This is a genomic window from Nitrospira sp., from assembly GCA_029194665.1.
Lineage (GTDB): Bacteria > Nitrospirota > Nitrospiria > Nitrospirales > Nitrospiraceae > Nitrospira_D.
In genome coordinates this window covers 126,594-148,171 of the sequence record JARFXO010000003.1, presented here as the reverse complement: position 1 = coordinate 148,171, position 21,578 = coordinate 126,594, and the positions used below count along the sequence as shown (strand labels likewise).

General features: G+C 58.3%; 25 protein-coding genes. 8 read left to right on the top strand and 17 right to left on the bottom strand.

The genetic code is table 11. The features are described from left to right. Window positions 1–4 precede the first annotated feature (4 nt). The 12 genes from flhB to P0119_10075 all read right to left on the bottom strand — a co-directional run bounded on the left by flhB (window position 5) and on the right by P0119_10075 (window position 10,021). Window positions 5–1,087 (bottom strand): flagellar biosynthesis protein FlhB, encoded by a 1,083-nt coding sequence (flhB, locus tag P0119_10130; GenBank protein ID MDF0666410.1) that lies wholly within the window; start codon window positions 1,085–1,087, stop codon window positions 5–7. Beyond that, window positions 1,080–1,868, bottom strand: coding sequence for a flagellar biosynthetic protein FliR (gene fliR, locus P0119_10125; protein MDF0666409.1), 789 nt, complete (start codon window positions 1,866–1,868; stop codon window positions 1,080–1,082). Before fliR ends, flhB begins: the two co-directional genes overlap by 8 nt. A gap of 9 nt (window positions 1,869–1,877) precedes the next feature. Next, window positions 1,878–2,147 (bottom strand): flagellar biosynthesis protein FliQ, encoded by a 270-nt coding sequence (gene fliQ, locus P0119_10120; protein MDF0666408.1) that lies wholly within the window; start codon window positions 2,145–2,147, stop codon window positions 1,878–1,880. A 55-nt stretch (window positions 2,148–2,202) separates the two neighbouring features. Further along, window positions 2,203–2,970: a flagellar type III secretion system pore protein FliP gene (gene fliP / locus P0119_10115; protein ID MDF0666407.1), complete on the bottom strand. Its 768-nt coding sequence runs from the start codon at window positions 2,968–2,970 to the stop codon at window positions 2,203–2,205. Beyond that, window positions 2,960–3,367, bottom strand: coding sequence for a flagellar biosynthetic protein FliO (locus P0119_10110; protein ID MDF0666406.1), 408 nt, complete (start codon window positions 3,365–3,367; stop codon window positions 2,960–2,962). The genes fliP and P0119_10110 overlap by 11 nt, the downstream gene beginning before the upstream one ends. 19 nt (window positions 3,368–3,386) lie before the next feature. Further along, the gene (fliN, locus tag P0119_10105) at window positions 3,387–3,755 is read right to left on the bottom strand and encodes a flagellar motor switch protein FliN (GenBank protein ID MDF0666405.1); all 369 of its coding nucleotides are present in this window, start codon (window positions 3,753–3,755) and stop codon (window positions 3,387–3,389) included. A gap of 26 nt (window positions 3,756–3,781) precedes the next feature. Further along, a complete protein-coding gene (gene fliM / locus P0119_10100) occupies window positions 3,782–4,756 on the bottom strand; it encodes a flagellar motor switch protein FliM (protein MDF0666404.1) in 975 nt (324 codons plus the stop codon). A gap of 10 nt (window positions 4,757–4,766) precedes the next feature. After that, window positions 4,767–5,318: a flagellar basal body-associated FliL family protein gene (locus tag P0119_10095; GenBank protein ID MDF0666403.1), complete on the bottom strand. Its 552-nt coding sequence runs from the start codon at window positions 5,316–5,318 to the stop codon at window positions 4,767–4,769. A gap of 299 nt (window positions 5,319–5,617) precedes the next feature. Further along, the gene (locus P0119_10090) at window positions 5,618–6,976 is read right to left on the bottom strand and encodes a flagellar hook protein FlgE (protein MDF0666402.1); all 1,359 of its coding nucleotides are present in this window, start codon (window positions 6,974–6,976) and stop codon (window positions 5,618–5,620) included. Window positions 6,977–6,996: 20 nt separating this feature from the next. Then, on the bottom strand, window positions 6,997–7,650 hold the full coding sequence (locus P0119_10085; protein ID MDF0666401.1) for a flagellar hook assembly protein FlgD: 654 nt from the start codon (window positions 7,648–7,650) through the stop codon (window positions 6,997–6,999). A 21-nt stretch (window positions 7,651–7,671) separates the two neighbouring features. Continuing rightward, the gene (locus P0119_10080; protein MDF0666400.1) at window positions 7,672–8,832 is read right to left on the bottom strand and encodes a flagellar hook-length control protein FliK; all 1,161 of its coding nucleotides are present in this window, start codon (window positions 8,830–8,832) and stop codon (window positions 7,672–7,674) included. A gap of 763 nt (window positions 8,833–9,595) precedes the next feature. Next, window positions 9,596–10,021, bottom strand: a complete 426-nt coding sequence (locus tag P0119_10075; GenBank protein MDF0666399.1) for a hypothetical protein — start codon at window positions 10,019–10,021, stop codon at window positions 9,596–9,598. Between the two features lie 360 nt (window positions 10,022–10,381). Here P0119_10075 and P0119_10070 point away from each other — a divergent pair, with 360 nt between their 5' ends. The 4 genes from P0119_10070 (at window position 10,382) to P0119_10055 (ending at window position 13,694) form a co-directional block, all read left to right on the top strand. Next, the gene (locus P0119_10070) at window positions 10,382–11,386 is read left to right on the top strand and encodes a sensor histidine kinase (GenBank protein ID MDF0666398.1); all 1,005 of its coding nucleotides are present in this window, start codon (window positions 10,382–10,384) and stop codon (window positions 11,384–11,386) included. Further along, window positions 11,383–11,529: a hypothetical protein gene (locus P0119_10065; GenBank protein ID MDF0666397.1), complete on the top strand. Its 147-nt coding sequence runs from the start codon at window positions 11,383–11,385 to the stop codon at window positions 11,527–11,529. The genes P0119_10070 and P0119_10065 overlap by 4 nt, the downstream gene beginning before the upstream one ends. Then, on the top strand, window positions 11,529–11,696 hold the full coding sequence (locus P0119_10060; protein ID MDF0666396.1) for a LuxR C-terminal-related transcriptional regulator: 168 nt from the start codon (window positions 11,529–11,531) through the stop codon (window positions 11,694–11,696). Before P0119_10065 ends, P0119_10060 begins: the two co-directional genes overlap by 1 nt. 402 nt (window positions 11,697–12,098) lie before the next feature. Continuing rightward, entirely contained in the window at window positions 12,099–13,694 is a 1,596-nt protein-coding gene (locus P0119_10055) for a DHA2 family efflux MFS transporter permease subunit (GenBank protein ID MDF0666395.1), read from the top strand. Between the two features lie 141 nt (window positions 13,695–13,835). Here the strand turns inward: P0119_10055 and istB are convergent, their stop codons facing one another. Next, window positions 13,836–14,618, bottom strand: coding sequence for an IS21-like element helper ATPase IstB (gene istB, locus P0119_10050; protein ID MDF0666394.1), 783 nt, complete (start codon window positions 14,616–14,618; stop codon window positions 13,836–13,838). Then, window positions 14,615–15,883, bottom strand: coding sequence for an IS21 family transposase (gene istA / locus P0119_10045; protein MDF0666393.1), 1,269 nt, complete (start codon window positions 15,881–15,883; stop codon window positions 14,615–14,617). The genes istB and istA overlap by 4 nt, the downstream gene beginning before the upstream one ends. Window positions 15,884–16,030: 147 nt before the next feature. Here istA and P0119_10040 point away from each other — a divergent pair, with 147 nt between their 5' ends. Together P0119_10040 and P0119_10035 are read left to right on the top strand one after the other, a co-directional pair. Further along, window positions 16,031–17,455, top strand: a complete 1,425-nt coding sequence (locus P0119_10040; GenBank protein ID MDF0666392.1) for an efflux transporter outer membrane subunit — start codon at window positions 16,031–16,033, stop codon at window positions 17,453–17,455. A gap of 4 nt (window positions 17,456–17,459) precedes the next feature. Beyond that, complete coding sequence (locus P0119_10035; GenBank protein MDF0666391.1) at window positions 17,460–18,590, top strand: HlyD family secretion protein; 1,131 nt, start codon at window positions 17,460–17,462, stop codon at window positions 18,588–18,590. A 409-nt stretch (window positions 18,591–18,999) separates the two neighbouring features. Here P0119_10035 and P0119_10030 read toward each other — a convergent pair whose 3' ends face one another. Both P0119_10030 and P0119_10025 read right to left on the bottom strand, forming a co-directional pair. Further along, entirely contained in the window at window positions 19,000–19,425 is a 426-nt protein-coding gene (locus P0119_10030; GenBank protein MDF0666390.1) for a PIN domain-containing protein, read from the bottom strand. Next, complete coding sequence (locus P0119_10025) at window positions 19,403–19,597, bottom strand: hypothetical protein (GenBank protein MDF0666389.1); 195 nt, start codon at window positions 19,595–19,597, stop codon at window positions 19,403–19,405. Before P0119_10025 ends, P0119_10030 begins: the two co-directional genes overlap by 23 nt. Window positions 19,598–19,782: 185 nt before the next feature. On the opposite strand from P0119_10025, the gene P0119_10020 reads away from it, so the two are divergent. Together P0119_10020 and P0119_10015 are read left to right on the top strand one after the other, a co-directional pair. Beyond that, entirely contained in the window at window positions 19,783–20,109 is a 327-nt protein-coding gene (locus P0119_10020) for a type II toxin-antitoxin system RelE/ParE family toxin (GenBank protein ID MDF0666388.1), read from the top strand. Next, complete coding sequence (locus P0119_10015; protein ID MDF0666387.1) at window positions 20,106–20,399, top strand: helix-turn-helix transcriptional regulator; 294 nt, start codon at window positions 20,106–20,108, stop codon at window positions 20,397–20,399. Before P0119_10020 ends, P0119_10015 begins: the two co-directional genes overlap by 4 nt. A 332-nt stretch (window positions 20,400–20,731) precedes the next feature. Here P0119_10015 and P0119_10010 read toward each other — a convergent pair whose 3' ends face one another. Next, window positions 20,732–21,577, bottom strand: coding sequence for a hypothetical protein (locus tag P0119_10010; GenBank protein MDF0666386.1), 846 nt, complete (start codon window positions 21,575–21,577; stop codon window positions 20,732–20,734). Window position 21,578 lies beyond the last annotated feature (1 nt).

Below are 21,578 nucleotides of genomic sequence, written 5' to 3'. Positions count from 1 at the left end.
TCCCTTAGACTTGTGGAGTCAGGCCTTTAGCGCGATACACAAACGCCAGAATCTCCGCAACCGCGCGGTACAGCTCGTTTGGTATCTCTTTGCCGATATCGACGAGTTTGAAGACGGTTCTGGCCACGAACTTATGTTCGACGACCGGTACTCCGTGATGTCGAGCCAACTCACGAATACGTTCAGCGACCAAGCCGGCTCCTTTGGCGACCACCACAGGAGCGCCCATGGTGGTGGTGTCATATTTCAGCGCAACGGCCAGGTGGGTCGGGTTGGTAATCACCACATCTGCCGTCTTTACGGCGGCCATCATGCGTTTCTTCGTCATCTCGCGCTGAAGGGTCCGCACGCGACTCTTGATCAGCGGATCGCCTTCCGTGGCCTTGTGTTCCTCCTTGACCTCCTCCTTCGACATCCGCAGACTTCGTTCCCACTCATAACGTTGGTAGAAGTAGTCGAGCCCTGCCAGAACCGCGATCGCCCCGGCGACGGTCAAGCTCACTTTCAAGGAGAGACCTCCGGTTACTTGGAGGGCGGTACCGAGATCGAACTCGATCAACCCAGGAATCTGGAGCAGATCATACCGAGCTACCCAAAGGCCGATTCCCGTCACGATCGCGATCTTGAGCAGCCCCTTCAGAAGCTCCATCACAGAACGAAGCGAGAACAAGCGGGAAAGCCCCTTAATCGGGCTGATGCGCTCGACATCCGGTTGAACGGCATTGGCACGCCACAGCAAGCCGGTTTGCAGCAGCGACGCAGCGCTGCCCATCGCCAGAATGCCCACCACGACGGGGAGACTCAGCGTCACCACTGCGAGACCGGCATGGATGACGACGGAGGACACCTGCTCGATCGACATTCCTTCGCGGAAACCTAGGGGGAACGAGAGCGCGAGTCCTTGGCGGGTCATCTCGGTCATTTTCTGAACGCCGAGCGGCAGCATGGCCGCCAGCAGTCCGATGCCGCTCAAGAGGATGACTGCGGTAGACAGATCGCGACTGACGGCGATCTGCCCTTTCTTGCGCGCCTCCTCTTTGCGTTTCGGCGTCGCTGGTTCTGTCTTGTTACTCCGGTCCTCAGCCATGTCCCAGCGCTTTCATGATCCCATCGATCGTGAATTGCAGCCGCTCGATTTCCCGAACCAGAAGCTCCACCACAAACGGTATGGACAATCCCAGCACTGCCAAGCCCCCGGCGATGGTGACGGGAAAACTCAGGACAAACACGTTGATCTGACTGACGGCACGTCCAAGAAGCGCGAGAAGAATATTGATCAGGAGAATGACGACCAGCACGGGCGCCGCCAATTTCAACCCCACCATGAACATGTGCTGAAAGAGGCGAATGATATCGTCTCCCATTCCTCCGGGAAGGGACGCACCGAACGCCGGGATGGACTCATAGCTGGAGAGAATTGTGGCTACCAGAAGCAGATGGCCGTTCAACGAAAGAAAGATGAGGGTCGCCAAGAGCGTGAAGTATTGGCCGATAATGGAGGTGTGATCGGACGTCGCCGGATCGAAGAGTTGAACCACGCCGAACCCCATCTGCACGCCGATCATCTCTCCGGCAACCTCCAGCGCGCTGAAAAATAATCGAACGGCCAGTCCGATCGTCAAACCAATGGTCATCTCATTGACGAGCCCGCCTGCCAAGGCGACAGGATCATAGGGAATGACGGGAAGCGGGACCAAGGGAGCCAACAGGACTCCCAACGCCAGGACGAGAGCCACTTTGACTTTCAACGGAACAGCTCGGCCGCTCAAGACCGGCAACGCAGCAAGCAGCCCTCCGATACGGGAGATAAGGACCAAGAACCCTTGGAATTCCGGGAGGACAATCTGGATGGTCTGCGTCAACGCCATAGCCTCGTACTAATGGATGTAGTTGGGAATATTCATCAAGAGATTTGCCATGTAGGTGGTCATGACGTTCAGCATCCAGGGAAGAAAAAGCAACAGCGCCACAAACAGGGCCACCACTTTCGGGACAAATGTGAGCGTCGCCTCGTTCAGTTGGGTCATGGCCTGGAGCGCACTGACCGCCAGACCGATGAACAAACTGAGTCCCAAAATCGGCGAGGACACCAACAGCGTCGTTTCCAGCGCTTGCCTGCCCAGTTCTGTCACCATTTCCGGCGTCATTCGGTCATCCTCACAATCGACACCCAGCGATCGGCTGGCTGCAGAGGGCTCACCGCTACTGAAAACTCCGCACCATGGACCCCACGACCAGGTACCAGCCATCGGCCAAGACGAATAAGATCAATTTGAACGGCAGAGAAATCACAACAGGCGGAAGGAGCATCATACCCATCGACATGAGAATACTGGCGACGACCATATCGACGATCAAAAATGGGATATAGATTAAGAACCCGATTTGGAAGGCAATCCGCAGTTCGCTCAGAATGAAGGCCGGAATGATCGCCTGGGTCGGCACGTCCTCGACACGGGCCGGTTTCGGCATGTGGCTCAATGTGATAAACAGTTCGAGGTCCTTCTCCCTCACCTGGCGCAGCATAAAGTTCCGCACCGGCTCGATGCCCTTCTTCCATGCGTCTTCATAAGAGAGCTGTTCAGCCATTAATGGTTGCAGCGCATTGTGGTAGACGGCTTGGCCCACCGGAGCCATGATGAACATCGTCAAGAACAGCGCCAACGCCAGTAACACTTGGTTCGGAGGAACCGCCTGCGTTCCCAGCGCTTGCCGGAGAAAGGCCAACACGATCACGATCCTGGTAAACGACGTCACCATGATGAACAAGGCCGGCGCCAAGGAGAGCACCGTGAGGAGGATCAAGATCTGGATCACCACGGCGGTTTGTTTCGGACCGTCTGCGCCGAAATCGATGCTCACCGATGGGCCGACCGCCGCCGCTTCCGAAGGCGGTAGGATGACCAGCGCCATCGCTCCGACAATGATCACCGCCAATAGGCGGGCGCGAGGCTCGTATTTATCGGTCATGAAGGCCCTTGTCGTGATGAAAGACGCCGAGCGGTAGGCGTCGCAACCAAGCAGCAAAGCTGTCCCGCGGAATCGGCGCCGCATCGGTGGGTGGCTTCTGGTCGGTGAAGGCGAGTAATTCACGCAATTCAGCGGAATCGCCGATGCGTCCCAACGGGACAAGATCGGTCGGGGTCGTCCCCACGATCAGATATTCTCCCGCAACCGACACGAGGGCAATCGTCTTGCGTGGAGCGATGTAGCTGCTGGCTAAGACGCGAACCAGAGGACGCCCGCCGACGATCCCCAAACGCTGCCCCATCACCCGACGGACCGTCACCGCGACGATCCCCATCAAGACCAGCACGATGGCGAGTGCTGAGACGGTGCGGAACAGGCTTTCCCACAGATCAATCACGGCCTTCTCCTCGGATCATTCAGCGAAGTTGCTGCACGCGTTCTGCCGCACTGACCACATCGGTCAACCGAATGCCGAATTTTTCATTGACGACCACCACTTCGCCGCGCGCAACCAGTTTGTTATTCACCATCACTTCCATCGGCTCACCCGCCAGTTTATCCAGCTCAATCACGGAACCTTGAGCCAGTTGCAACAGATCCCGGATGGCCATCTTCGTAGAGCCTACATACACAGTGACGCTCATTGGAATATCCAGGATAAAGTCGATGTTCTTCGGGGTTCCTCCCGTCTCCGCCTGTTGGACGGGGGGAAATGAGGCCGGCTGCGGCGATTGATTACCGGCCGTCTGAGACTCGGGACGAATTGCGGAATCTGACTCAGCCATGGTCACTCGCTTATATGGTGTCGCGACTAGTTCAAGAGTTTGGCCACGCGACACGCGTGATTGCCCTTGTAAATTCCCGGGCTACCTTGAAATTTGTGATACCCCTCGATATAGCAATCGAGCGGGTCCCCTGGGTGCTGGTCGAGCACAATCACGTCACCGGGGGCGAAGTTCATGACGTCCTTCACCGTGACGGTCGCGGTTCCCAGCCGTACCGCAATCGGAAGCGGACAGTCTTGTAATCGCTCTCGGAATCGATGATTCCACTCGCCGTTTTGATCGACCTGATCGGAGACGAGGCCGGAATAGAGTTTCTCTTTGATCGGCTCAAGCATGCTGTAGGGATAGACGATGTACAGTTCGCTGTCCCTTTCTCCCAAGATGACCTGCAACGTGACCACGACGACAATTTCCGATGAGGTCACCACCATCGCGAACTGAGGGTTGCTCTCAGAACGCACATACTCCACCTTGACCGGCAGGACGGCATGCCAGGCTTTTTCCAGGTCGACAAGCGAGTGCAGCAACAGCTTCTTGATGATCCTTTGTTGGACCGGCGTAAAGTCCCGCCCCTCGGGCTTCACTTGGGTCTGCCCTTTCCCACCAAAAAAATAGTCCATGACCAGGTACACCAGGAACGCGTCCATCACGAAGAGCGCGCTGCCTCGTAACGGAGCCATATGGAACACGTTCAACGAGGAGGGCATCGGAACTTTCTTCAGAAACTCGCCGAACTTGATCACCTGCGTCCCAACGACGGCGAACTCGATGGCCTCCCGAAACATGCCGGTCCAGACGACTGATTGGCGGCGAATGAATCGGTCGTTGATCATCTCCATGGTCGGCATCCGCCCGCGGATGATCCGTTCCTGGTTGAACAGATCGTATCCCTTGACGCCTCTTGCGTCCGGGACAGCTTCCTTCGGAACCGTCTCCACTTCGCCTGAGACGACGCCCTTCAAGAGCGCATCGATTTCGTCTTGTGAGAGAATCTTGTCCATCGTGCCGTTGTTACTGAACGACGAATTCCGTGAAATAGACGGATCGAACGCCTGGTTTCTTCAGGAGGCCGTTGGTGCGCTGTGTAATTTCATCGCGCAGCTGGAATTTCCCCTGGGTCGTTCTGATCGCATTGACGTCCTTGCTGCTGAGCAGGACGAGGATGGCATCCCGCATCTGAGGGATGCGGGCGGATAGCTCGGCGGCCACGGCTTCGCTGTCCACCTCAAGTTTGAGGGTCAGCTTCAAGTACCGAACATCGGACGTGTCGGCGAGGTTGACGATGAAGGGGTCCAAGTCGAACATGACGCCCGGCGCAGAGGCCTGACCATGTTTTCCACCGGCCTCGCTCTTGGAGTCTGCCTTTGCATCAGCGTCGGCCTTATGCTCTTCCGAGTTTTCAGCACCTTTGCTTGACCCTCCCAGGAACTTGACCACCACAAACGCTCCGCCGACACCGAACACCAAGGCAACAACCGATACGATAATGAGCAGTTTGATGGGGAATACCGGAGCGGGAGCCGATACTGAGGTTTTTTCATCGGCCGCGGCTGCATCTGCCATAACTCCTCCTCGATTGACTCAGTGGCCCGGTGGGGAGACTGCAATGGATATGCCACTATGCCGCTGAAACCCCTGGTCAAAAGAGATCGTGAATCAATGCACTTGGCGAGGATCCTATTTGGAATTTTCCTAACGTGCAGGAAGAATCGCTCACTGTCGGGCGGCCCCTTGACACTGTAGTCAAGAATCTGACGTGAGAGATGGGTAAACTCGGACAATGGGCGGACGTTGGAGCCGGGATAGGGAGGGAGGTCGGGCTGGGTCGGGCAAGAGTCCCAGCCCGATTTCACATCAAGAAACTACCGTTTCAGATTCACCAATTCCTGGAGGACCTCATCGGAAGTCGTGATGACTCTCGAATTCGCCTGAAATCCTCTCTGTGCAGCAATCATGTCGATAAAGCTTTCCCCGAGATCCACGTTCGACAGTTCAAGCGTGTTGGAAAGAATTCGTCCCAGGCCCGCGGCCGTTGCAGGACCGACCAGCGGCTGTCCGGACGTGCCTGATTCGGCAAAGGTATTCTTACCGGTCCGGACGAGTCCGAGCGGGTCAGGGAATCGAGCAAGAGCCAGCTGAGCCAACGGACGAACCTGCCCGTTGGAGAATCGTCCGTTGATGAGCCCGTTGGTTTCCACAGAGAAGGATTGCAGCGCGCCGGCACCGAACCCATCCTGAGTCTGCTGAACCAATCCTGATGCAGCTCCGAATTGCGTACTGAGATCAACTCCGGCGCCACCGTCGGTCGTCACACTGCTGCCGAAATTAAACGCAAACACCTGATCGGCTGTCGCACCGACAAAATCGATTTGCGCCTGCCCCACCAGGGCTCCGGCGACCCCGGCGGCGGTGCCACTATCATAGCTCGTGACCACGCTCTCGGTATCAAGAGCACCTGACGTCGTAAAGGTCAGATTCCCTGAAGCCAAGCGCACGATACCAAGGGACGCATTGATGTTGGACGCATGATAATTCGTCGTGACCACCTCGTTAGTACTGCCGACGATGTTGTAGTTCCATGTGTTCGCCGCGGTCTTAGAAAAATACGTGGTGAGCAGATGAGGGTTCCCAAGCGAATCGTAAACGGTGAGCGATGTTGAAAACTGGGATGTCCCGTTCGGATCCGTGAGGGAGAAGACACTCGTTGAGGACTGTGAATTGAGATTGGCGCCGATATCGACGGTCGTCGTTGGATTCGGCGGAGCGGTCGTCGAGGGTAACGTCACGCCTCCGATGCTGGCCGTAATCAGCCCGCTGGTGTTCACTTGGTAGCCCTGGAGGAAGAAGCCGCTTGGGTCGACGATGCGACTTTGGGAATCCAGATGAAACTGTCCCGCTCGGGAATAAAAACTCCCGCCGTTTGCATCCCGGAGAAGGAAAAAGCCGTTGCCGTCGATCGCCAGATCCAGTCCGTTACTGGTGGTGCTCAGCGAACCTTGGCTGAAGTTCCCTTGCACTCCATTCAGGGCTACGCCGAGGCCTGTCTGAATCGCCCCTCCTGCTCCTCCGAGGGAAGAACTGATCAAATCGGCGAATACGGAACGGCTGGATTTGAACCCGATCGTACTCAGGTTGGCAATGTTGTTCCCAATGACGGATAACGCGTTCCCGTTCGCGTTGAGCCCGCTGACGCCCGTGAAAAGCGACGACAGAATTCCCATGAGTACAACCCTCCTCTTGGTTATCGCAACTCAACGATCTCGGACGGATCGACGGCCAAATCACCGACAAGGAGTTTGGCTTGTCCCTCTTCCATACGCACCCCGGACACGACGAGCGACGCACGCCCCTCCACGTTCACCGGCTTGCCTTCCGAATCAACGGCCGAAATGAGATAGCGGTACGTTCCCTTAGGCATGAGGGTTCCACTCTGGTTTTGCCCGTCCCACGCGGCTGTATGCGGTCCTGCCGGTCGATCGCGATATTCCAGACTTCGCACGACTTGGCCCAGTTGATCCTGAATACTGACCAGAACTTTCGCGGCATCCTTGTCCAATGTGTACCCGAATTGAGCGGGGCCATCGGTGAGTTGCACCATCGGTTGCCCGATGGTGACGGTGCGGCCGATCATGGGCAGCAGCGTGAACTGCAACGAGGCGGTCTGTGCATCGAGGCTCTTCTGAAGAAGCTGCGCCTGTTTCGCGGTCTGCTCCAACTGACTGAATTGTGCGAGCTGCGAGATAAATTCGGTATTGTCGGTGGGCTTCAACGGGTCTTGGTTCTTTAATTGCGTGATGAGCAATTTCAGAAAATCGTCCTGACCCAACTGTCGGGGTCCTGTCTTTTCCGCTGTCGGAGGAGTTCCGGTCGAGGTGAGTTGGGATACATCAATCATTTGCTCTATCTCCTTTACTGTCTACGCCACCAAATTCAATAGGCCATGAAGCGGTATGCGCGTTTCGTCCTGTCGCTCCTGACTCTGTCCCCATTTCATCCCTTGCGAGCCCTGATCCCAGGTCTGTCCTTGTTCCTGAGAAGGGCCATGGTGGAAGGAACGACCGGCACTCTGACGATCGATATCCACGCGGAATTGTCCCATGTCCAATCCGTTCGCTTGCAATGCGGCCTGAAGACGGTCCTGTCCGTTGATGAGGAATTGCCCCACTTCAGGCCTGTCGGCCGATAAATGTGTATGCACCACATCGTTCGTGATCGCCACACGAATGTTCACGTGACCCAAGTCTGGCTGTGCCACATTAAACACGACTGACCGGCCCATCACCTGTGCGGATTTATCTCCGAGATCGTTGCCGGGCATGGCAGGTTGCGCATGGCTAACGAAAGGGGTGGTGGGAGGAGGCGGCAGAGGTGAGCTGGAACCGACGCCTCCGTGAACTCCGGTGATGGTCGCCGCTATAGGTTGTCCCCCCGTCGCTTGGTGCTCACCAACCGCCGCCTGCGATACCTCAATCTCAGCTTGATCATGCGGAGAGCCGCTTTGACCGGTCCTCCACTCGACGAAGGATTTGATCACATCAAAGTTCGATTGATGGCCACGCAGTAAAGGCACACTGACCTTCGATTCACCGTTTCCATCGCCGCTGACGGATTGTGGAGGATCTTCGAACGACAATATGGCCGCCGTCTTCGATTCCACATGATCTTTGTCACCGTTGGCTGCTGCATGGCCCTCCGAATGTAAAGCAGCGGGACGTACAAGCGCGACTCCATCCGCGATCCGAGGAGCATCATTCATCGGACGATCGATCCTTCCCTCAGTCGGCGTCGAGCCGGAACTTAGATTGGACGCGTTTTGAGAAAGACCGTCGGACTGTGGACGAGAGCGACCGATCTCCTCCCCGGAAGAAGCGGTATGAATTTTCACATCAGCAGGAGCGGTCTTTGTATCGGCACCGCCGACAACGGCTTGCAGGCCAACTTTCACGATCGGACCTGCTGGAGCGTCACCCTTCGTAGAAAGCGCCGCCATGGCCGATGGCTGTTCTGGTTGATCCTTTGATGCCGTAGCCGCTCCGTCTAAGGACGCCGCATCATCGTGAGTCGCAAGAGCCGTCATGGAAGGCACGGAGGATTCGGGTGGTATCAAGGTAGAGATGGAAGACACTGTTGTTGCCTGGTGATCGTCTTCGGACGATCGAGAGTCCTCTTCCCTGGCCATCCGTTCTTGGTTGATCCTGTATGTCGCGACCGGAAGTGGAGTCGGAGCAGATCCGGGCTGAGACTCTGAGCCATGAGAATCGGAACGGGCATCGTCCTTTACAGCGGAAGATTCGCCATCTCCCCTTGCCCCCCTTGAAGCCTTGACCGACCTGTTTGCATCCTGATCAGAACGATCCTTCTCCGACAGCTTTGATGATGGCGCGTCAGCACGATCCGCTCGAACCGAGGAATCATCTCCACCTTTCGCCTCGTTCACCCGAGGCTTGTTATCAGATTGGCTTGAGGATCGAATGGCGGCCGTCTCGCGGCGATCACCCCTCCCCTCCTCTCCACGAACTCTCTGAAGAACCGTCGAGAAATGTTTCCCGATACCACTGGAGTTGGAAGGAGAAGCTGTCCGGACCGACCGAGAACTCCCGTCCATAGAAGATCTAGAGGACCTGGATGGAGGAGAAAAGGTGTCGGCAGCAATGAAATCCATGGGTGTCAATCCTACTTCTGATCCAAGGCAGGCGAATACAAACCCCATGCCAATTGAGCGGCTTCTAACACCGCAGGGAATTAGGCATTGGGGTGAAAATCCTTACGACTCTGTCCGGAAAGAGGAAAACTTTACAGCGTGGTAGGCAAAAGTAACCCGTGAACGGTAAGCAGCCCTGTTACAGCGGGGGGTCGACCTGTCGGGAGGGATGTTTCTTGGTGCGATCTTCCGGCTGCTTGAATTGAAAACGCCAATCATATTGGCCGGATTCGGGAACTGAGCCGAACCATCCTTCGGCCGTGAAATGCTGATCGGACTTTGACTTGCCCTCTGGATAGAATTTGAAGCGCAGATGTTTCCCCTGATCACCCTTCGTGTCATCAGAGTTAAGGCTCCCGGAAATTTCTAAGTGGTCCTCAAGACTATCGAGCGCTTGATTCAGCAGCGAACGGAGGAGACCGGAAGTCATTGCCTGATTGAAGGGTTGATCGGGATCGAACGATTCCGCCTCAGTCGCCCAGACAGGAGCAGCCAGGCACATCAGAAAGAGCGCGGTTGCACAAGCTCGTATCATAAGGAGCACTGTAATCCGTGGGCAGGACATGGTCAAGGCTTCCCTAATACCTGGTCACCTCCGTCGTGCACAAGTCAAGATCCGGTCCGAACTTACTCGACCTCAACTTCTCACTTCGACCGTTTGTTTTCAAGTCAGTGACGTTGGCAGCGGGAGATCAAGCTGAGGATGCTGTCTGGTGAGATGAGGAACCAGCCATTCCGCATTAAACATCATCTCATCTTTCAAGAATTCACGGAGGCGGGTGAACGGTGAGGTCAAGGAGCTGCAGGGTATCGACAGTGGCCGGCGTGGCAAAACATCGCGCAGGTCCGTTTGACCGAAACAATGATCCTCCTGCTTGATTGAGCAATCCGGAAGGAGGATAATCCGACTGGGTGAGGTCAGCTCATGGCCCTATCACGAACTCGAATCGGGTTTTTGGTCGGAAGTATCTCCACCTTGCTGGTCGGATTGCTGGTTCTCCATCTCTCCGCGGAAATTGCAAACTCTTTCTTGTCGTTGTTCCCCCAACAAATAGTTATTCGCGTCGTGATCATGGCCTTGATCGGGCTGCCCATTTGGTACCTTCTACAACGTCATGAACGTGCAGAGGAGATCCAACGGCTCGATGAAGGTTGGGCCGCGCGCTTACATGTACGGAGCGAAGAACTTCTGGCCGTCAATAACGCGCTCGTCAGTGAGGTGTCAAAACGAATCGATACTGAACAGTCACTCGAAGCCAACCGTCGGGACCTTCGCCTGCTCGCCTCGCAGCTGCTTCACCTCCAGGAGGAAGAGCGACGGCGGATTTCACGCGATCTGCACGACGACATCAATCAACGCCTCGCCCTCTTGTCGATCGACATCGAAATGTTGGAACAACAACTTTCCCATGCCCCTGTCAGTAGTACGGTCAACAGGGTGCACACGATTCATACCCGGATCGCCGAACTCTCAGACAATGTTCGTCGCTTGGCCCATCAGTTTCATCCATCCATCCTTGACGATCTGGGTGTCTCTATTGCACTCCGACGTCTGGTCGATGACTTTCAAGCCCGTACCGGTATCGCAGCCCGGTTTCTAGGTAAAGACATCCCCACACACGTGGCGCAAGACGTCGCCACCTGCTTGTACCGCGTGGCACAAGAAGGGTTAGCAAACATTTCCCGCCATGCCAGGGCAAAGAATATTCGCGTCGACCTCCGGCGAGTGCGAGACGGCCTCCAGCTTATGATAAGCGATGATGGAGTGGGATTTGATGTGAATCAGTACGAGGGTCGGCGGGGAAGCCTCGGGTTGTTGAGCATGAGGGAACGCGTTTCACTGATTGCCGGAAACCTGGAGATTCAATCGACACCGGGCGAGGGGACACGTGTCTGTGCGTGGGTGCCGTTCAAACAGAAGCCTGCATGAGCAAGCCCCGCGTCCTCTTGGCGGATGACCATGCGCTGGTGCCGGAAAAACAGTGTCAGGTGGTGGGGTCCATCGCTGAACCCAATCCGGTATCGACGATCAGGATCGTTTGCCGATACGCCAGCGGGGGATTCTCCAATTAGTGGCCGAGGGACGGACGCTCAAAGAAATCGCTTCAACACTGGGGCTTCCTCCAAAGACGCTCGAGTATCATAAGTCAAAGCTGATGGAACAAGCTGGCCTCCATACGACGGCTGAACTGACAACGTACGCCTTGGCCCACGGCCTCACCCGCTCATCATCCAAATAGCCTCGAAATCTTTTCCCTTTTCGTTCCATCCTTCCCGTGGAATTTCCCCTTGCACTCTAGGGAAGTACCTTATGGTCCACGAAATGGTTTCTTGCTACGTAGGAGACAGGGTGGCCGGTCGTTAACAAACGAAGCATGGTTCAAGGCAGAGGCCTGACACAATGCTTGTTGTCGATACATCCAATCCAGTGGCCACGACTCCCTCTATTCTCCCGAATGCCAAGAGCTGGGCATATCTGTCCCACGCAGAGGGCGGTGTGTGCAGAGATAAGGCTATTACATAGTCCCACTGCGCCATGAGGCGGCTCAGCGGGGAAATCATCTGGCGGCGATCCAACGGAACAACATGACCTCAGTAGACGAGCACCCGAGCCCGCTACATTCTGTCGAGCGAGCGTTCGTATGACGACAGGGGATCATTTAGAGACCCGCTGCCTCGGATGGCACTTCCTCCTTCTCAACCTCGTGCTGGGCCTCGCCTACATCGTGGTGTTCTTCTCCGGCTCGTACGTGCTGATGGAGCCGTACGCGGCAGGAGACTTGGGCGGCGTGAGGGTCAGTTTCGGGGGGTGGGCACAATCGACTTTCTTGACCGCCCTGGCTCTTGGCTTTCCCCTCGCCCGCTGGCTCTCCGACCGTTATGGAGAACCCCGTGTCTTTTGCGGCGCCTTCCTCGCCTACGCCGTGGCCTCGGCCTGCTGCGCGACGGCCGACAGTATTGTGGGCTTCGTGTCGGCACGCATCCTGCTCGGTCTCGTCGGCGGCGTCATCTTGCCGCTGAGCCAATCCTTGCTGCTCAAGGAGTATCCCGATCACCTGAAGTCGGTGGGGCTGGCGATCTGGGGGTTGTTCACCTTGATGCCCTTTACGGTGGGGCTGGTGACCGGCGGGTGGCTGACTGAGCATTGGGGCTGGCGTACCCTCTTCGTCCTCAACATCCCCCTGGCGCTGTTGATCGCTGCCCTGGCCGCTGCCTTGTTCCATGGACGACGGCATGAGGTTCGCCAGGAGCCCGTCGATCTCGTCGGCTTTGTCCTGTTGTTCGTAATCTTCGTCAGCTTTCAGTCGATGTTGAACGGAGGCAACGACTTTGATTGGTTCGACGATCCGCTGTTACGCGGCCTGTTGGTCGTCGTCCTCGTGGCGGTCCCGATCTGGATCGTCTGGGAGCTCGGCGAACGCCGGCCGGCGATGGATCTGCGGTTATTCGCGCATCGGAATTTTGCGGTCGGCCTCCTCTGTCTCTGTTTAGGCTTCTTTTCGATCCAAGGCTTGCTCGCTCTCTTTGTCGTGCACCTGCAGCTGTTGCTGGGCTATTCCTCGGAGCTGGCCGGGCTGGTGTTCCTGCCCATGGTCCTGCTGGGGATGCCGCTGATCGCCGTGATGCATGAAGTCGCCAAACGGCTGGACGTCCGCTGGCTGGCCTGCGTGAACAGTTTGGGCTTCGCCGCCACGTTTTATTGGATCGGCCTCTTCGACGATCCCCACTCGTTCGATCAGATCTTTTGGCCGATGGTGCTCGAGGGGGTCTTCCTCGGCTCGTTTTTCACCCCGTTGACCGTGTTGACGTTACACGGCCTTTCGGGGGAGCAACTGCTGCGCGCGGCAGAGATGGCCAATATTCTTCGCCTCGCATTCGGCGGGATGGGAATTACCTGGCAAGGGATCGTGCTCTTCCGCCGGCTCCCCTTTCATCAATTGCACCTCAGCGACCATTTCGGCGGGCGATTCTCGGCGTCGTATGATGCGCTCAGCCAGTTCACGGCGAAACTCGAGGCCCTCGGCGTCGATCCTGCCGTGATCCAGCGCAAAGTGCAACTGACGATGAAGCAGGCGGCCGGCATTCTCGCCTTGAATGACGCGTTCCTCCTGTCGAGCTACCTCTGTCTGGGGATTGCGGCGCTGGTCTGGTTCGCGCGGTCCAACCGCGTGCCGCTGTTGCAGCCGGCGAAAGCCCTGCGTGAGGTGCAGGCGAAAAAGCTGGTGAAGCAACCATGAGCTACGGCCGCCTGACCCTCTCCCGCTCCGCCTCGGCCTTGTGCCTGGCGGCCCTGGTCTCGGTCACCGGCTGTGAATGGTGGATCTGTCAAGGGTCATCCAAATTGCCCCAGTTATGGTCATCGAAAATTCCCCACCCCGTTAGGTTGTCGTTGACGCTTCTTCGACCCGCACAAGTCCGGCTTTGAGTTTCTCCTTCAGCCGGTAGGAATGGCCCCGGATGTTGATGGTGATCGCGTGGTGGAGCACCCGATCCAGGATCGCAGTCGCCAGCACCCGGTCGCCAAACACCTCGCCCCAAGCCCCGAAACTCTGGTTACTGGTCAAAATCATCGGCCCCTTCTCATAGCGGCGTGAGATGAGCTGAAAGAACAAGTTGGCCCCGGTGCGGTCAATGGGCAGATAGCCGATCTCATCAATGATCAGCAACCGGGGAATGGTATAGAGCTTCAGCTTGTCCTCCAGCCGATTCTCCGTGAGCGCCCGAGTCAGCGTAGCGATCATGGCGGCGGCTGTCGTGAACAACACCCGATAGCCCTGGGCAATGGCTTGCAGCCCTAGCCCGATGGCCAGGTGGCTTTTGCCCACACCGGGCGGCCCCAAGATCACGACATTCTCGCCGTGCTCGATGAAGTGGCAGGTCGCCACCTGCTGAATCTGCTTCTTATCCAACGAAGGCTGGTAGCTGAAGTCGAAGACCTCCAGACTCTTGACGAATGGAAATCGCGCCAAACTCGTCCGCATCGCAATGTTCTTCGCGGTCTTGGACGCGACTTCTTCGCCGAGCACCTGGTCGAGGAAGTCGGCATAGGGCAGCTCCTTGACGGCCGCTTCTTGTAAGAGGGCCTCCAGCCGCTCCCGACTCTTCAAGAGCCGTAGGCGCGTGAGTTGGTCACGGAGCCGTTCCAGTTGCGCCGCGTTCATGGCCGCCCCTCCTGCGACGCCGTGCGCTCACACACCGCCTCGTACCAGGCCAGATCCCGCACTTCGACCTCCGGCAAGGCATCGGGGCGAGGGGACCGATCGCTCACCGTGGACCGACGGTGGCGGGCGAGACGCGCACTGGCTCCAGGGCCGTGCTCGGGCTGGATTCGGAATTGGTGCTGGCCCGGGAGCACCGGGTGCGTCGCGATCTCTTGGTCACGGTGAAAGATGTGGACCGTGTCCCCCCGTCGTTGCACTTCAACCCGCTGACCAATGAGCCGGAAGGGCACGGAGTAGCGGTTCGTCGCCAGGCTGACCAAATAGTCCTCGGCCACGATCCGTGAGACGCGCGCCTCCTGCTGGAAGGCGCGCTGGTCCGCCAGCGGGACCAGGTGGTTGCGTTCTCGCGCAAACCGGACGAGTGGCTCCTCATGCGTCGTGCCATGGATGCGGCGGTCGGCAATTGTCGCGGTCCATTCGTCAAGTTGGGTTTGAAAGTCCACCAGATCGACAAACGTTCGTCCCGGCAGAAAGTTCCGTTTCAGATATTTCACGCCGGATTCGACCTTACCCTTGGTCTGGGCCCGATAGGGCCGACACACGCGCGGCTCAAAGCCCCAATAGTCGGCGAAGGCTTTGAAGGTGGGATTCCAGAGCCGCCGCCCCGTCTCATCCGCATAACAGACGGTTCGCGGTCGGTCATACAGATGCTCTCGCGTGTGGCCACCGAAATGCGCAAAAGCCCGTTCATGGGCCTCGAGAAACTGCGCCAGCCGCTCATCGGCACAGGCGTAATAGAACCCACGTCGGCTGAACCCCAACGTCAACACGAACACGTGCACCACCGTCGGGCCGGCGCGGAAGGGCACGGTGGCTTGGCCCCAATCAATCTGACTCTGCTGGCCCGGCGGTGTCTCAAAGCGGAGGAGGGCCCGCTCCGCCTGCAGCTGACCCTCACGCAGCGGCGCCACCCCTCGCTTCACCGTCTCATAACTGCCGATGTACTCGTGGCTCGCTCGCAGTTCCTGATAGAGAATCCGCGCCGAATAATTAACCTGCGACGCACGGGTCCGCACAAAGTCGGCATGGGCGGTCAGCAGCGTCTCCGTCATCGCCGCTCGGCGATAGGGTTGCCACGTCGTCTGCTGCAGACTGCGCCGCACGGTCTTCCGATCCAGGTCCAACCGCCGCGCAATCCCTGAAATGGATCCCCGCTCTTCATGACGCAACCGTCGAATCTCCGCCCACCGCTCTTGATCCACCATACATACCTCCCGAGTGTGGTCTACCTGGGACGGTATGATCGTTGTCTCCTTGCTATCGTCAAGTTCCATCACATCCCTCCTTCGGTGAGAGGGTGGGGAGAATTCATTGACCACATCTGGGGATTATTGCATGACCGCTGACAGTGGATCCCGAAGGGTGAGCCGCCGGCGACCTATCTGGAGCCGCCCGAGTTGCAGGAGACCCTGGAGGAAGTGACCCACCGGTTGCATCAATGGCCCGAGGACCGGTGGTGGGACCAGTTCCACAACGCCGAGCTCACCCGACTGATCGAGACGGCGCTGCGCGACAACCCGGGGCTCAAGGTGGCCTCCGCACGCTTACGCGAAGCGCAAGGGCTGGCCCGGGTGGAAGGGGCCCGCCTGCTGCCCTTCCTGGAGGCCGATGCGTCGTTGACCTACGAGCGCATCTCGCAACACGGCGTGTTCGCCGCCTTGAACGCGGAGACGGCAGGACAACGTATTCTCCTCGGCATGATCAACCCGCTCACAGTGCGGTACGAGTTCGACTTCTGGGGCAAATATCGCGCGACGCTCGACGCGGCGCTCGGGCATGCGGCCGCCGAAGAAGCGGAACGGGCCGAAGTCCGACTCCGGCTGACCACCGGCATCGCCCGAGCCTACTTCCGCGGGCAGGCGCTGCAGCAGCAGCTGGAATTGGTCCACGCCATCGTCGAGCTCCGTCGCCGGCTACGGATGCTCGCCGAGACCCGGTCCACCCTGGGCATTGATAATGACCTGGCGGTGAAACAAGCCATCGCCGACTACGAAGCGGCGGTCACGCGCCAAGCTGCGGTGCACGATCACTTGGACGTGCAGCGGAATTTGCTTGCCCGCCTCATGGGCACAGGGCCGGACGACGGGCGCCACCTCGTCACGGTGGCGGGCGCCACCATTCCCGAGCAGATGCCCGTCCCGGAGCACCTCTCGATCGGCTTGCTGGTCCACCGGCCTGATTTGGCGGCGGCCCTGTATCGTGCGTACGCCGCCGCGCGGGTGGTGAAGGTCGCGAAAACGCAGTTCTACCCCACGATCGATCTGACCGCCTTCGTCGGGTTCAATGCGTTGACGTTCACCAAGGGGGCCGACAAGTTGGCGAATTTCCTGTTCTCCGGCCAGAGCTTTTCCTATGGCCTCGCCCCGGGCCTGCGCTTGCCGATCTTCGAAGGGGGCCGCTTGCGCGGCGAACTAGCGACACGTCGGGCGGAGTACGACACGGCGGTGGACCTGTATAACGACACGCTGCTCGACGCCTTGCGCGAAGTCGCGGACAGTCTGAGCGCGTGGCAGGCGACGCGTGAGATGTTGGCATCGCATCAGCGCGTCGTGGCGTCGCTCAGCGAGGACTGGCGGCTCGCCAACGTCCGGGTCGTGTCCGGACTGGACGACGACCGGGAAGGGCTCCGCCATCGCTACCCGGTATTGGAACAGGAATATGCGCTGCGGGCGCTGGAGAGCGATCAACTCGTCGCGATGGTGGATCTCATTGAAGCCTTAGGCGGCGGCTACCACAATCCTGATATCGAGAAGAGGCCGGCGCTGCCGGCGAGTTGACCGGATGAGCGACACCGATGCCATACCCCCACCGGCACCGCAACTGATCGAAGAATCGCTGCACGCGCAGCGCAACCGGCGGCTGGCGCTCGTGGCGCTCGGGCTGAGTCTAGCCGGTCTCGCCTATGGCGGACATTGGTGGACAACGGCCCGGCATTGGGTGCAAACCGATAATGCCTATGTGACCGGCAACCTCGTGCCGGTCGCGGCGCAGGCCGGCGGGATCATCACGCAGGTGTTCTTCGAAGAGACGCAGTTCGTCACGCGCGGCGAGGTACTGGTCCGGCTCGATGCGAACGAAGCGACGACGGCGCTGGGCCAGGCCCGCGGGCGACTCGGCGACGCGGTCCGGCACATCAACGCGCTCTTCATTACGCAGCGGCAACTGGCGGACAAATTGGCGGCGCGCCGGGCGCGGCTCGACGTGGTCCGCCACGACCTGGCTCGGTACCGGCGTGCGGTGCCCAGCGGCGCTGTGTCGAAGCAGATACTCCAGAATGCGCAGGATCACGTGCAGGCCTTGGCCGCCGAGGTGCGGGAAACCCAGGCGGAATACGACGCGCTCGACGCGCAGATCGGCGGCACGACGGTGCTGGACCATCCGACGGTCGAGCTGGCGAAGCATGCGTTCATCCACGCCCATCTCGAATATGCGCGGCAGCAGATCCGCGCGCCGGCGTCGGGCTACGTGGCGAAACGCCGGGCCCAGGTCGGCGACCGGGTCAAGCACGGCACGCACCTCATGACGATCGTGCCGCTGGACCATCTCTGGGTGGAGGCCAACTTGCGCGAAACCGACGTGGCGGACGTTCGCCCGGGTCAACCGGCTGAAGTGCGCGTGGACCTCCACGGCGGCCACCACACGTTTCGCGGCACGGTGGAGGGCCTGGTCCCCGGCACCGGGAGTCCGTTCGCACTGTTACCGCCGGACAACTCCACCGGGAACTTTATCCACATCGTCGAACGGGTGCCGGTCCGGATCGCGCTGGCCGCCGAGGAACTCCGGGAGCATCCGATCAGGCCCGGCCTCTCCACGGTCACCAAAATCCAGGTCAGCGAGGGAGGGCAATCCGTCTGTCGTCGGCGAACGTCGAGACCGAGGAGTATCAGACCGACGTCTATGACCACGAATTGACGGACGCCGAAGCCCTGGCACAGGACGTCATCCGGGTCAATCTGGTGACTCGCCTTGCAGGATCCGTGGGGACGGCAGACGATTAGGAATCATTCCCCCTCGTCCCGATCACCCTTCGTGTCATCTGAGTTGAAGTTCTCGAAAATTTCTGCGCGGTCTTCACGTCTATCGGATGCTTGATTCAGCAGCGAACGGAGCGCCAGCGGCGGTCAGCGCCTGATTGAAGGGTTGATCCGGGGCGAACGATTCCGCCTCGGTCGCCTAGGCGGGAGCGGCCAGGCACATCGCAAAGTATACGACTACGCATGGTCGTACCATAGCACCAATGCAATGGCTGGGCGTGATATGGTCAAGCACTCCATCGGGATGGAGGAGCCTTCTCCTGCTTTCGCCCTCATCAAAACTCCGTCTATTCCCAACACACGAGATGAAAGGACAGCTCCCGCTGAATCACGCGAAAGTCTGCGTGATTGGTCGTGATCACCCTGGCGCCGATACTTCTTGCCGACAGGGCGATCAACACATCACAGGCCCGCTCACGCAACTTGGCGGCCTCATAGTGCTCTCGCCGTCTGAGCTGATGGAGGATCTCGGCGGCCCTCAGCCACTGCTGCTCCGTGGGCGTCAACACTTGGCACCGCCGACTCAATTCCAAAACAAACTTCCGCTCAGTGGCGGTTCGAGCCCCGCGAAGCAATTCGTGGAGTACGACGGAAGAACAACGGATGACGAAAGGAGATTGCAGCAGGCGAAACGTGAAGCGGCCGGATCGGAAATTATCAATGTAGACCGTGGTATCGAGCAGCGCGAACTTAGTGGTCTTCGCCGAAGGCATCGGGATTGCCCACACCGCTATAGCGCTGGATGATGCGATCATGCGCGGCTTTTTCCGTGACCAAATCCAAGGCGCGCTGCAGCGTTTCGCTCGTCGTCTTGGCACCGAGCGCTTTTTGAGCTCGTCGAAGTTGTATGGGATTTACTCTGGCGGAAACTCGAATGAGCGCCATGCACAACCTCCTATCCGACAGAGTGCTAAAATCTGTCCGACAGCGTCAAGCCAGCCACGCCGATCACAATGAAGCCAGGTTTATGGGAGGTCCCTCGGCGAAGCAGCCGTCGCCTTCTTCCCTGTTTTCTCCCTCTCGCGGGAAGTCAGGTTGCGTATGTATATCCAATCCAGTATATTTGACCCATGAAGCGACTACGATTCCTTGGGGACTCGCTCACGTGTTTGCGGGAGTTTCCCGAGGCTGCCAGGCACGACGCGGGCTATCAACTGGACAAGGTGCAGCGCGGTGAACAGCCGGACGATTTCAAGCCAATGCCTTCTATCGGCAAGGGCGTCGAAGAAATTCGGATGTGGGACGACACCGGCACATACCGCGTGGTCTACACGGCCAGGCTAGCCGATGCGGTCTATGTGCTGCACGCATTCCAGAAGAAAACGCAGGCGACGGCCAAGCGCGACATCGAGCTTGCCAAAAAGCGATTCACCGAACTGATGAGAGGTGCCCAATGACCAAAACCAAGACCAAAACTAAAACTTTCAGCAGCGTGTGGGATGCAATTGCCGACACCCCTGAGCAGGCGGCCAATCTCCAAGCGCGAGCCGAACTGATGCGGCAGATCGCGGCTATCATCAAAGCCAAGGACTGGAAGCAGGCCGACGCCGCAACCCATTGCGGCGTCACCCAGCCTCGCATCAATGACTTGTTACGCGGACGCGTGTCGCGGTTTTCGCTGGATGCCCTAGTGAATATCGCCACGGCGCTTGGCCGGCGCGTGCATGTGGAGTTGAAGGTCGCGTAACCAGCCACCGACATGCTGGTGCGGCTCTACTTGGGTGCATCATGCCGGAGTAGGGTCGGACCTTGTACTGTGTATCACCGACAACCGTATCTGTTTCTTACACCGTGCGGTGGCCGAAGCCCCACGTCGGAAATCGCCCAAGGCGCGGCGTCATGAGGAGAATAGAGGCTGGCGAATACGGCGTGCGCTGGAGTATTGAATGACAAGTTCGAACCGACTCTTCAGCGCTATGCACGATTCAAGAGCCAACCCCATCTTTCGATGCACGTTTCAAGATCCGACCCTAGCTTCTACGCATGACAGCGCAGAAGTTGCTGACCCCTTGGGCCTGTTTAGGGTTGAACTGTCTCACCTCTGACTCTTCGTTTTCTGCGTCCGGCAGACCGCCTGCAAGCTTTATGAAGAGGTAAGCGATTGGCCCCATCGAACACACTCCTTGGGTTTCCTGGACCAAAACGAGACGACCCGGTAACCATTAAGGAAGCCGTTGTACTGCACTTGTGCACACACGTCCGCATTTCGCTCGAGCTTTCATCATCGGTATGCCAGCCGCTTCGGGCATGAGAGGGATTGGTCACCACTTCAGCTATCTCATGGCTCAGGGTCAGGGTGAACTGATCGAGAAGATGTTTCCCCTCTGGATAGACAATGACGGCGAAGTAAACTTCATTCTCCTCATCAGACGACGACAAGAAGAAGGCATCATGCAGACCTATTCCGAGTTCGAGGACCAGACCAGGTGGCAGAAAAATGACATAGCATCGATTGGGACCAGCGAAGGGCAATACGCCTCTCAGAATTTGTTGTCGCAGCCAGGGCACGACATGCGCCGACCCCTGCATGTTGGCCTTGTCTAGAACCTCAGCTTCAGGAGAGGTGGCGATCACATTCGCCTGCCCCTCTTTCTGAAGAAACGGACCCGCTGTCAAGAAGTAGGAGGCCAGTCTCCTTCCTTGTCCAATCTGGTAGACAGTGTCTTCTCCGTATTCGGCCAGTGCATCCAGGTAAGCACTCGTGGCCAACGGATCCAGAAAGGTATCCAGGGAGGATGCCATCTCACGCAACTGGGGTGTGGACCAGTTCCCAGTGGAGACTCCGCGTACAATCACGTTCAAGTAAATGCAGACCAGTTCAATCTGTTCAAGCACTGGACCGCCATGGTAGATCATCTCGGTCATA

Coding starts and splice junctions, on each gene's coding strand:
- P0119_10030 (MDF0666390.1), bottom strand. CDS start 19,425: ATGCCTTCGGCGAAGACCACTAAGTTCGCGCTGCTCGATACCACGGTC.
- istB (MDF0666394.1), bottom strand. CDS start 14,618: ATGAACGCGGCGCAACTGGAACGGCTCCGTGACCAACTCACGCGCCTA.
- P0119_10090 (MDF0666402.1), bottom strand. CDS start 6,976: ATGGGAATTCTGTCGTCGCTTTTCACGGGCGTCAGCGGGCTCAACGCG.
- istA (MDF0666393.1), bottom strand. CDS start 15,883: ATGGTGGATCAAGAGCGGTGGGCGGAGATTCGACGGTTGCGTCATGAA.
- P0119_10095 (MDF0666403.1), bottom strand. CDS start 5,318: ATGGCAGATGCAGCCGCGGCCGATGAAAAAACCTCAGTATCGGCTCCC.
- P0119_10080 (MDF0666400.1), bottom strand. CDS start 8,832: ATGACGGCTCTTGCGACTCACGATGATGCGGCGTCCTTAGACGGAGCG.
- P0119_10035 (MDF0666391.1), top strand. CDS start 17,460: ATGAGCGACACCGATGCCATACCCCCACCGGCACCGCAACTGATCGAA.
- fliQ (MDF0666408.1), bottom strand. CDS start 2,147: ATGACGCCGGAAATGGTGACAGAACTGGGCAGGCAAGCGCTGGAAACG.
- flhB (MDF0666410.1), bottom strand. CDS start 1,087: ATGGCTGAGGACCGGAGTAACAAGACAGAACCAGCGACGCCGAAACGC.
- P0119_10020 (MDF0666388.1), top strand. CDS start 19,783: ATGAAGCGACTACGATTCCTTGGGGACTCGCTCACGTGTTTGCGGGAG.
- fliN (MDF0666405.1), bottom strand. CDS start 3,755: ATGGCTGAGTCAGATTCCGCAATTCGTCCCGAGTCTCAGACGGCCGGT.
- P0119_10055 (MDF0666395.1), top strand. CDS start 12,099: ATGACGACAGGGGATCATTTAGAGACCCGCTGCCTCGGATGGCACTTC.
- fliR (MDF0666409.1), bottom strand. CDS start 1,868: ATGGCGTTGACGCAGACCATCCAGATTGTCCTCCCGGAATTCCAAGGG.
- P0119_10075 (MDF0666399.1), bottom strand. CDS start 10,021: ATGTCCTGCCCACGGATTACAGTGCTCCTTATGATACGAGCTTGTGCA.
- P0119_10010 (MDF0666386.1), bottom strand. CDS start 21,577: ATGACCGAGATGATCTACCATGGCGGTCCAGTGCTTGAACAGATTGAA.
- fliM (MDF0666404.1), bottom strand. CDS start 4,756: ATGGACAAGATTCTCTCACAAGACGAAATCGATGCGCTCTTGAAGGGC.
- P0119_10025 (MDF0666389.1), bottom strand. CDS start 19,597: ATGGCGCTCATTCGAGTTTCCGCCAGAGTAAATCCCATACAACTTCGA.
- P0119_10070 (MDF0666398.1), top strand. CDS start 10,382: ATGGCCCTATCACGAACTCGAATCGGGTTTTTGGTCGGAAGTATCTCC.
- fliP (MDF0666407.1), bottom strand. CDS start 2,970: ATGACCGATAAATACGAGCCTCGCGCCCGCCTATTGGCGGTGATCATT.
- P0119_10015 (MDF0666387.1), top strand. CDS start 20,106: ATGACCAAAACCAAGACCAAAACTAAAACTTTCAGCAGCGTGTGGGAT.
- P0119_10065 (MDF0666397.1), top strand. CDS start 11,383: ATGAGCAAGCCCCGCGTCCTCTTGGCGGATGACCATGCGCTGGTGCCG.
- P0119_10085 (MDF0666401.1), bottom strand. CDS start 7,650: ATGATTGATGTATCCCAACTCACCTCGACCGGAACTCCTCCGACAGCG.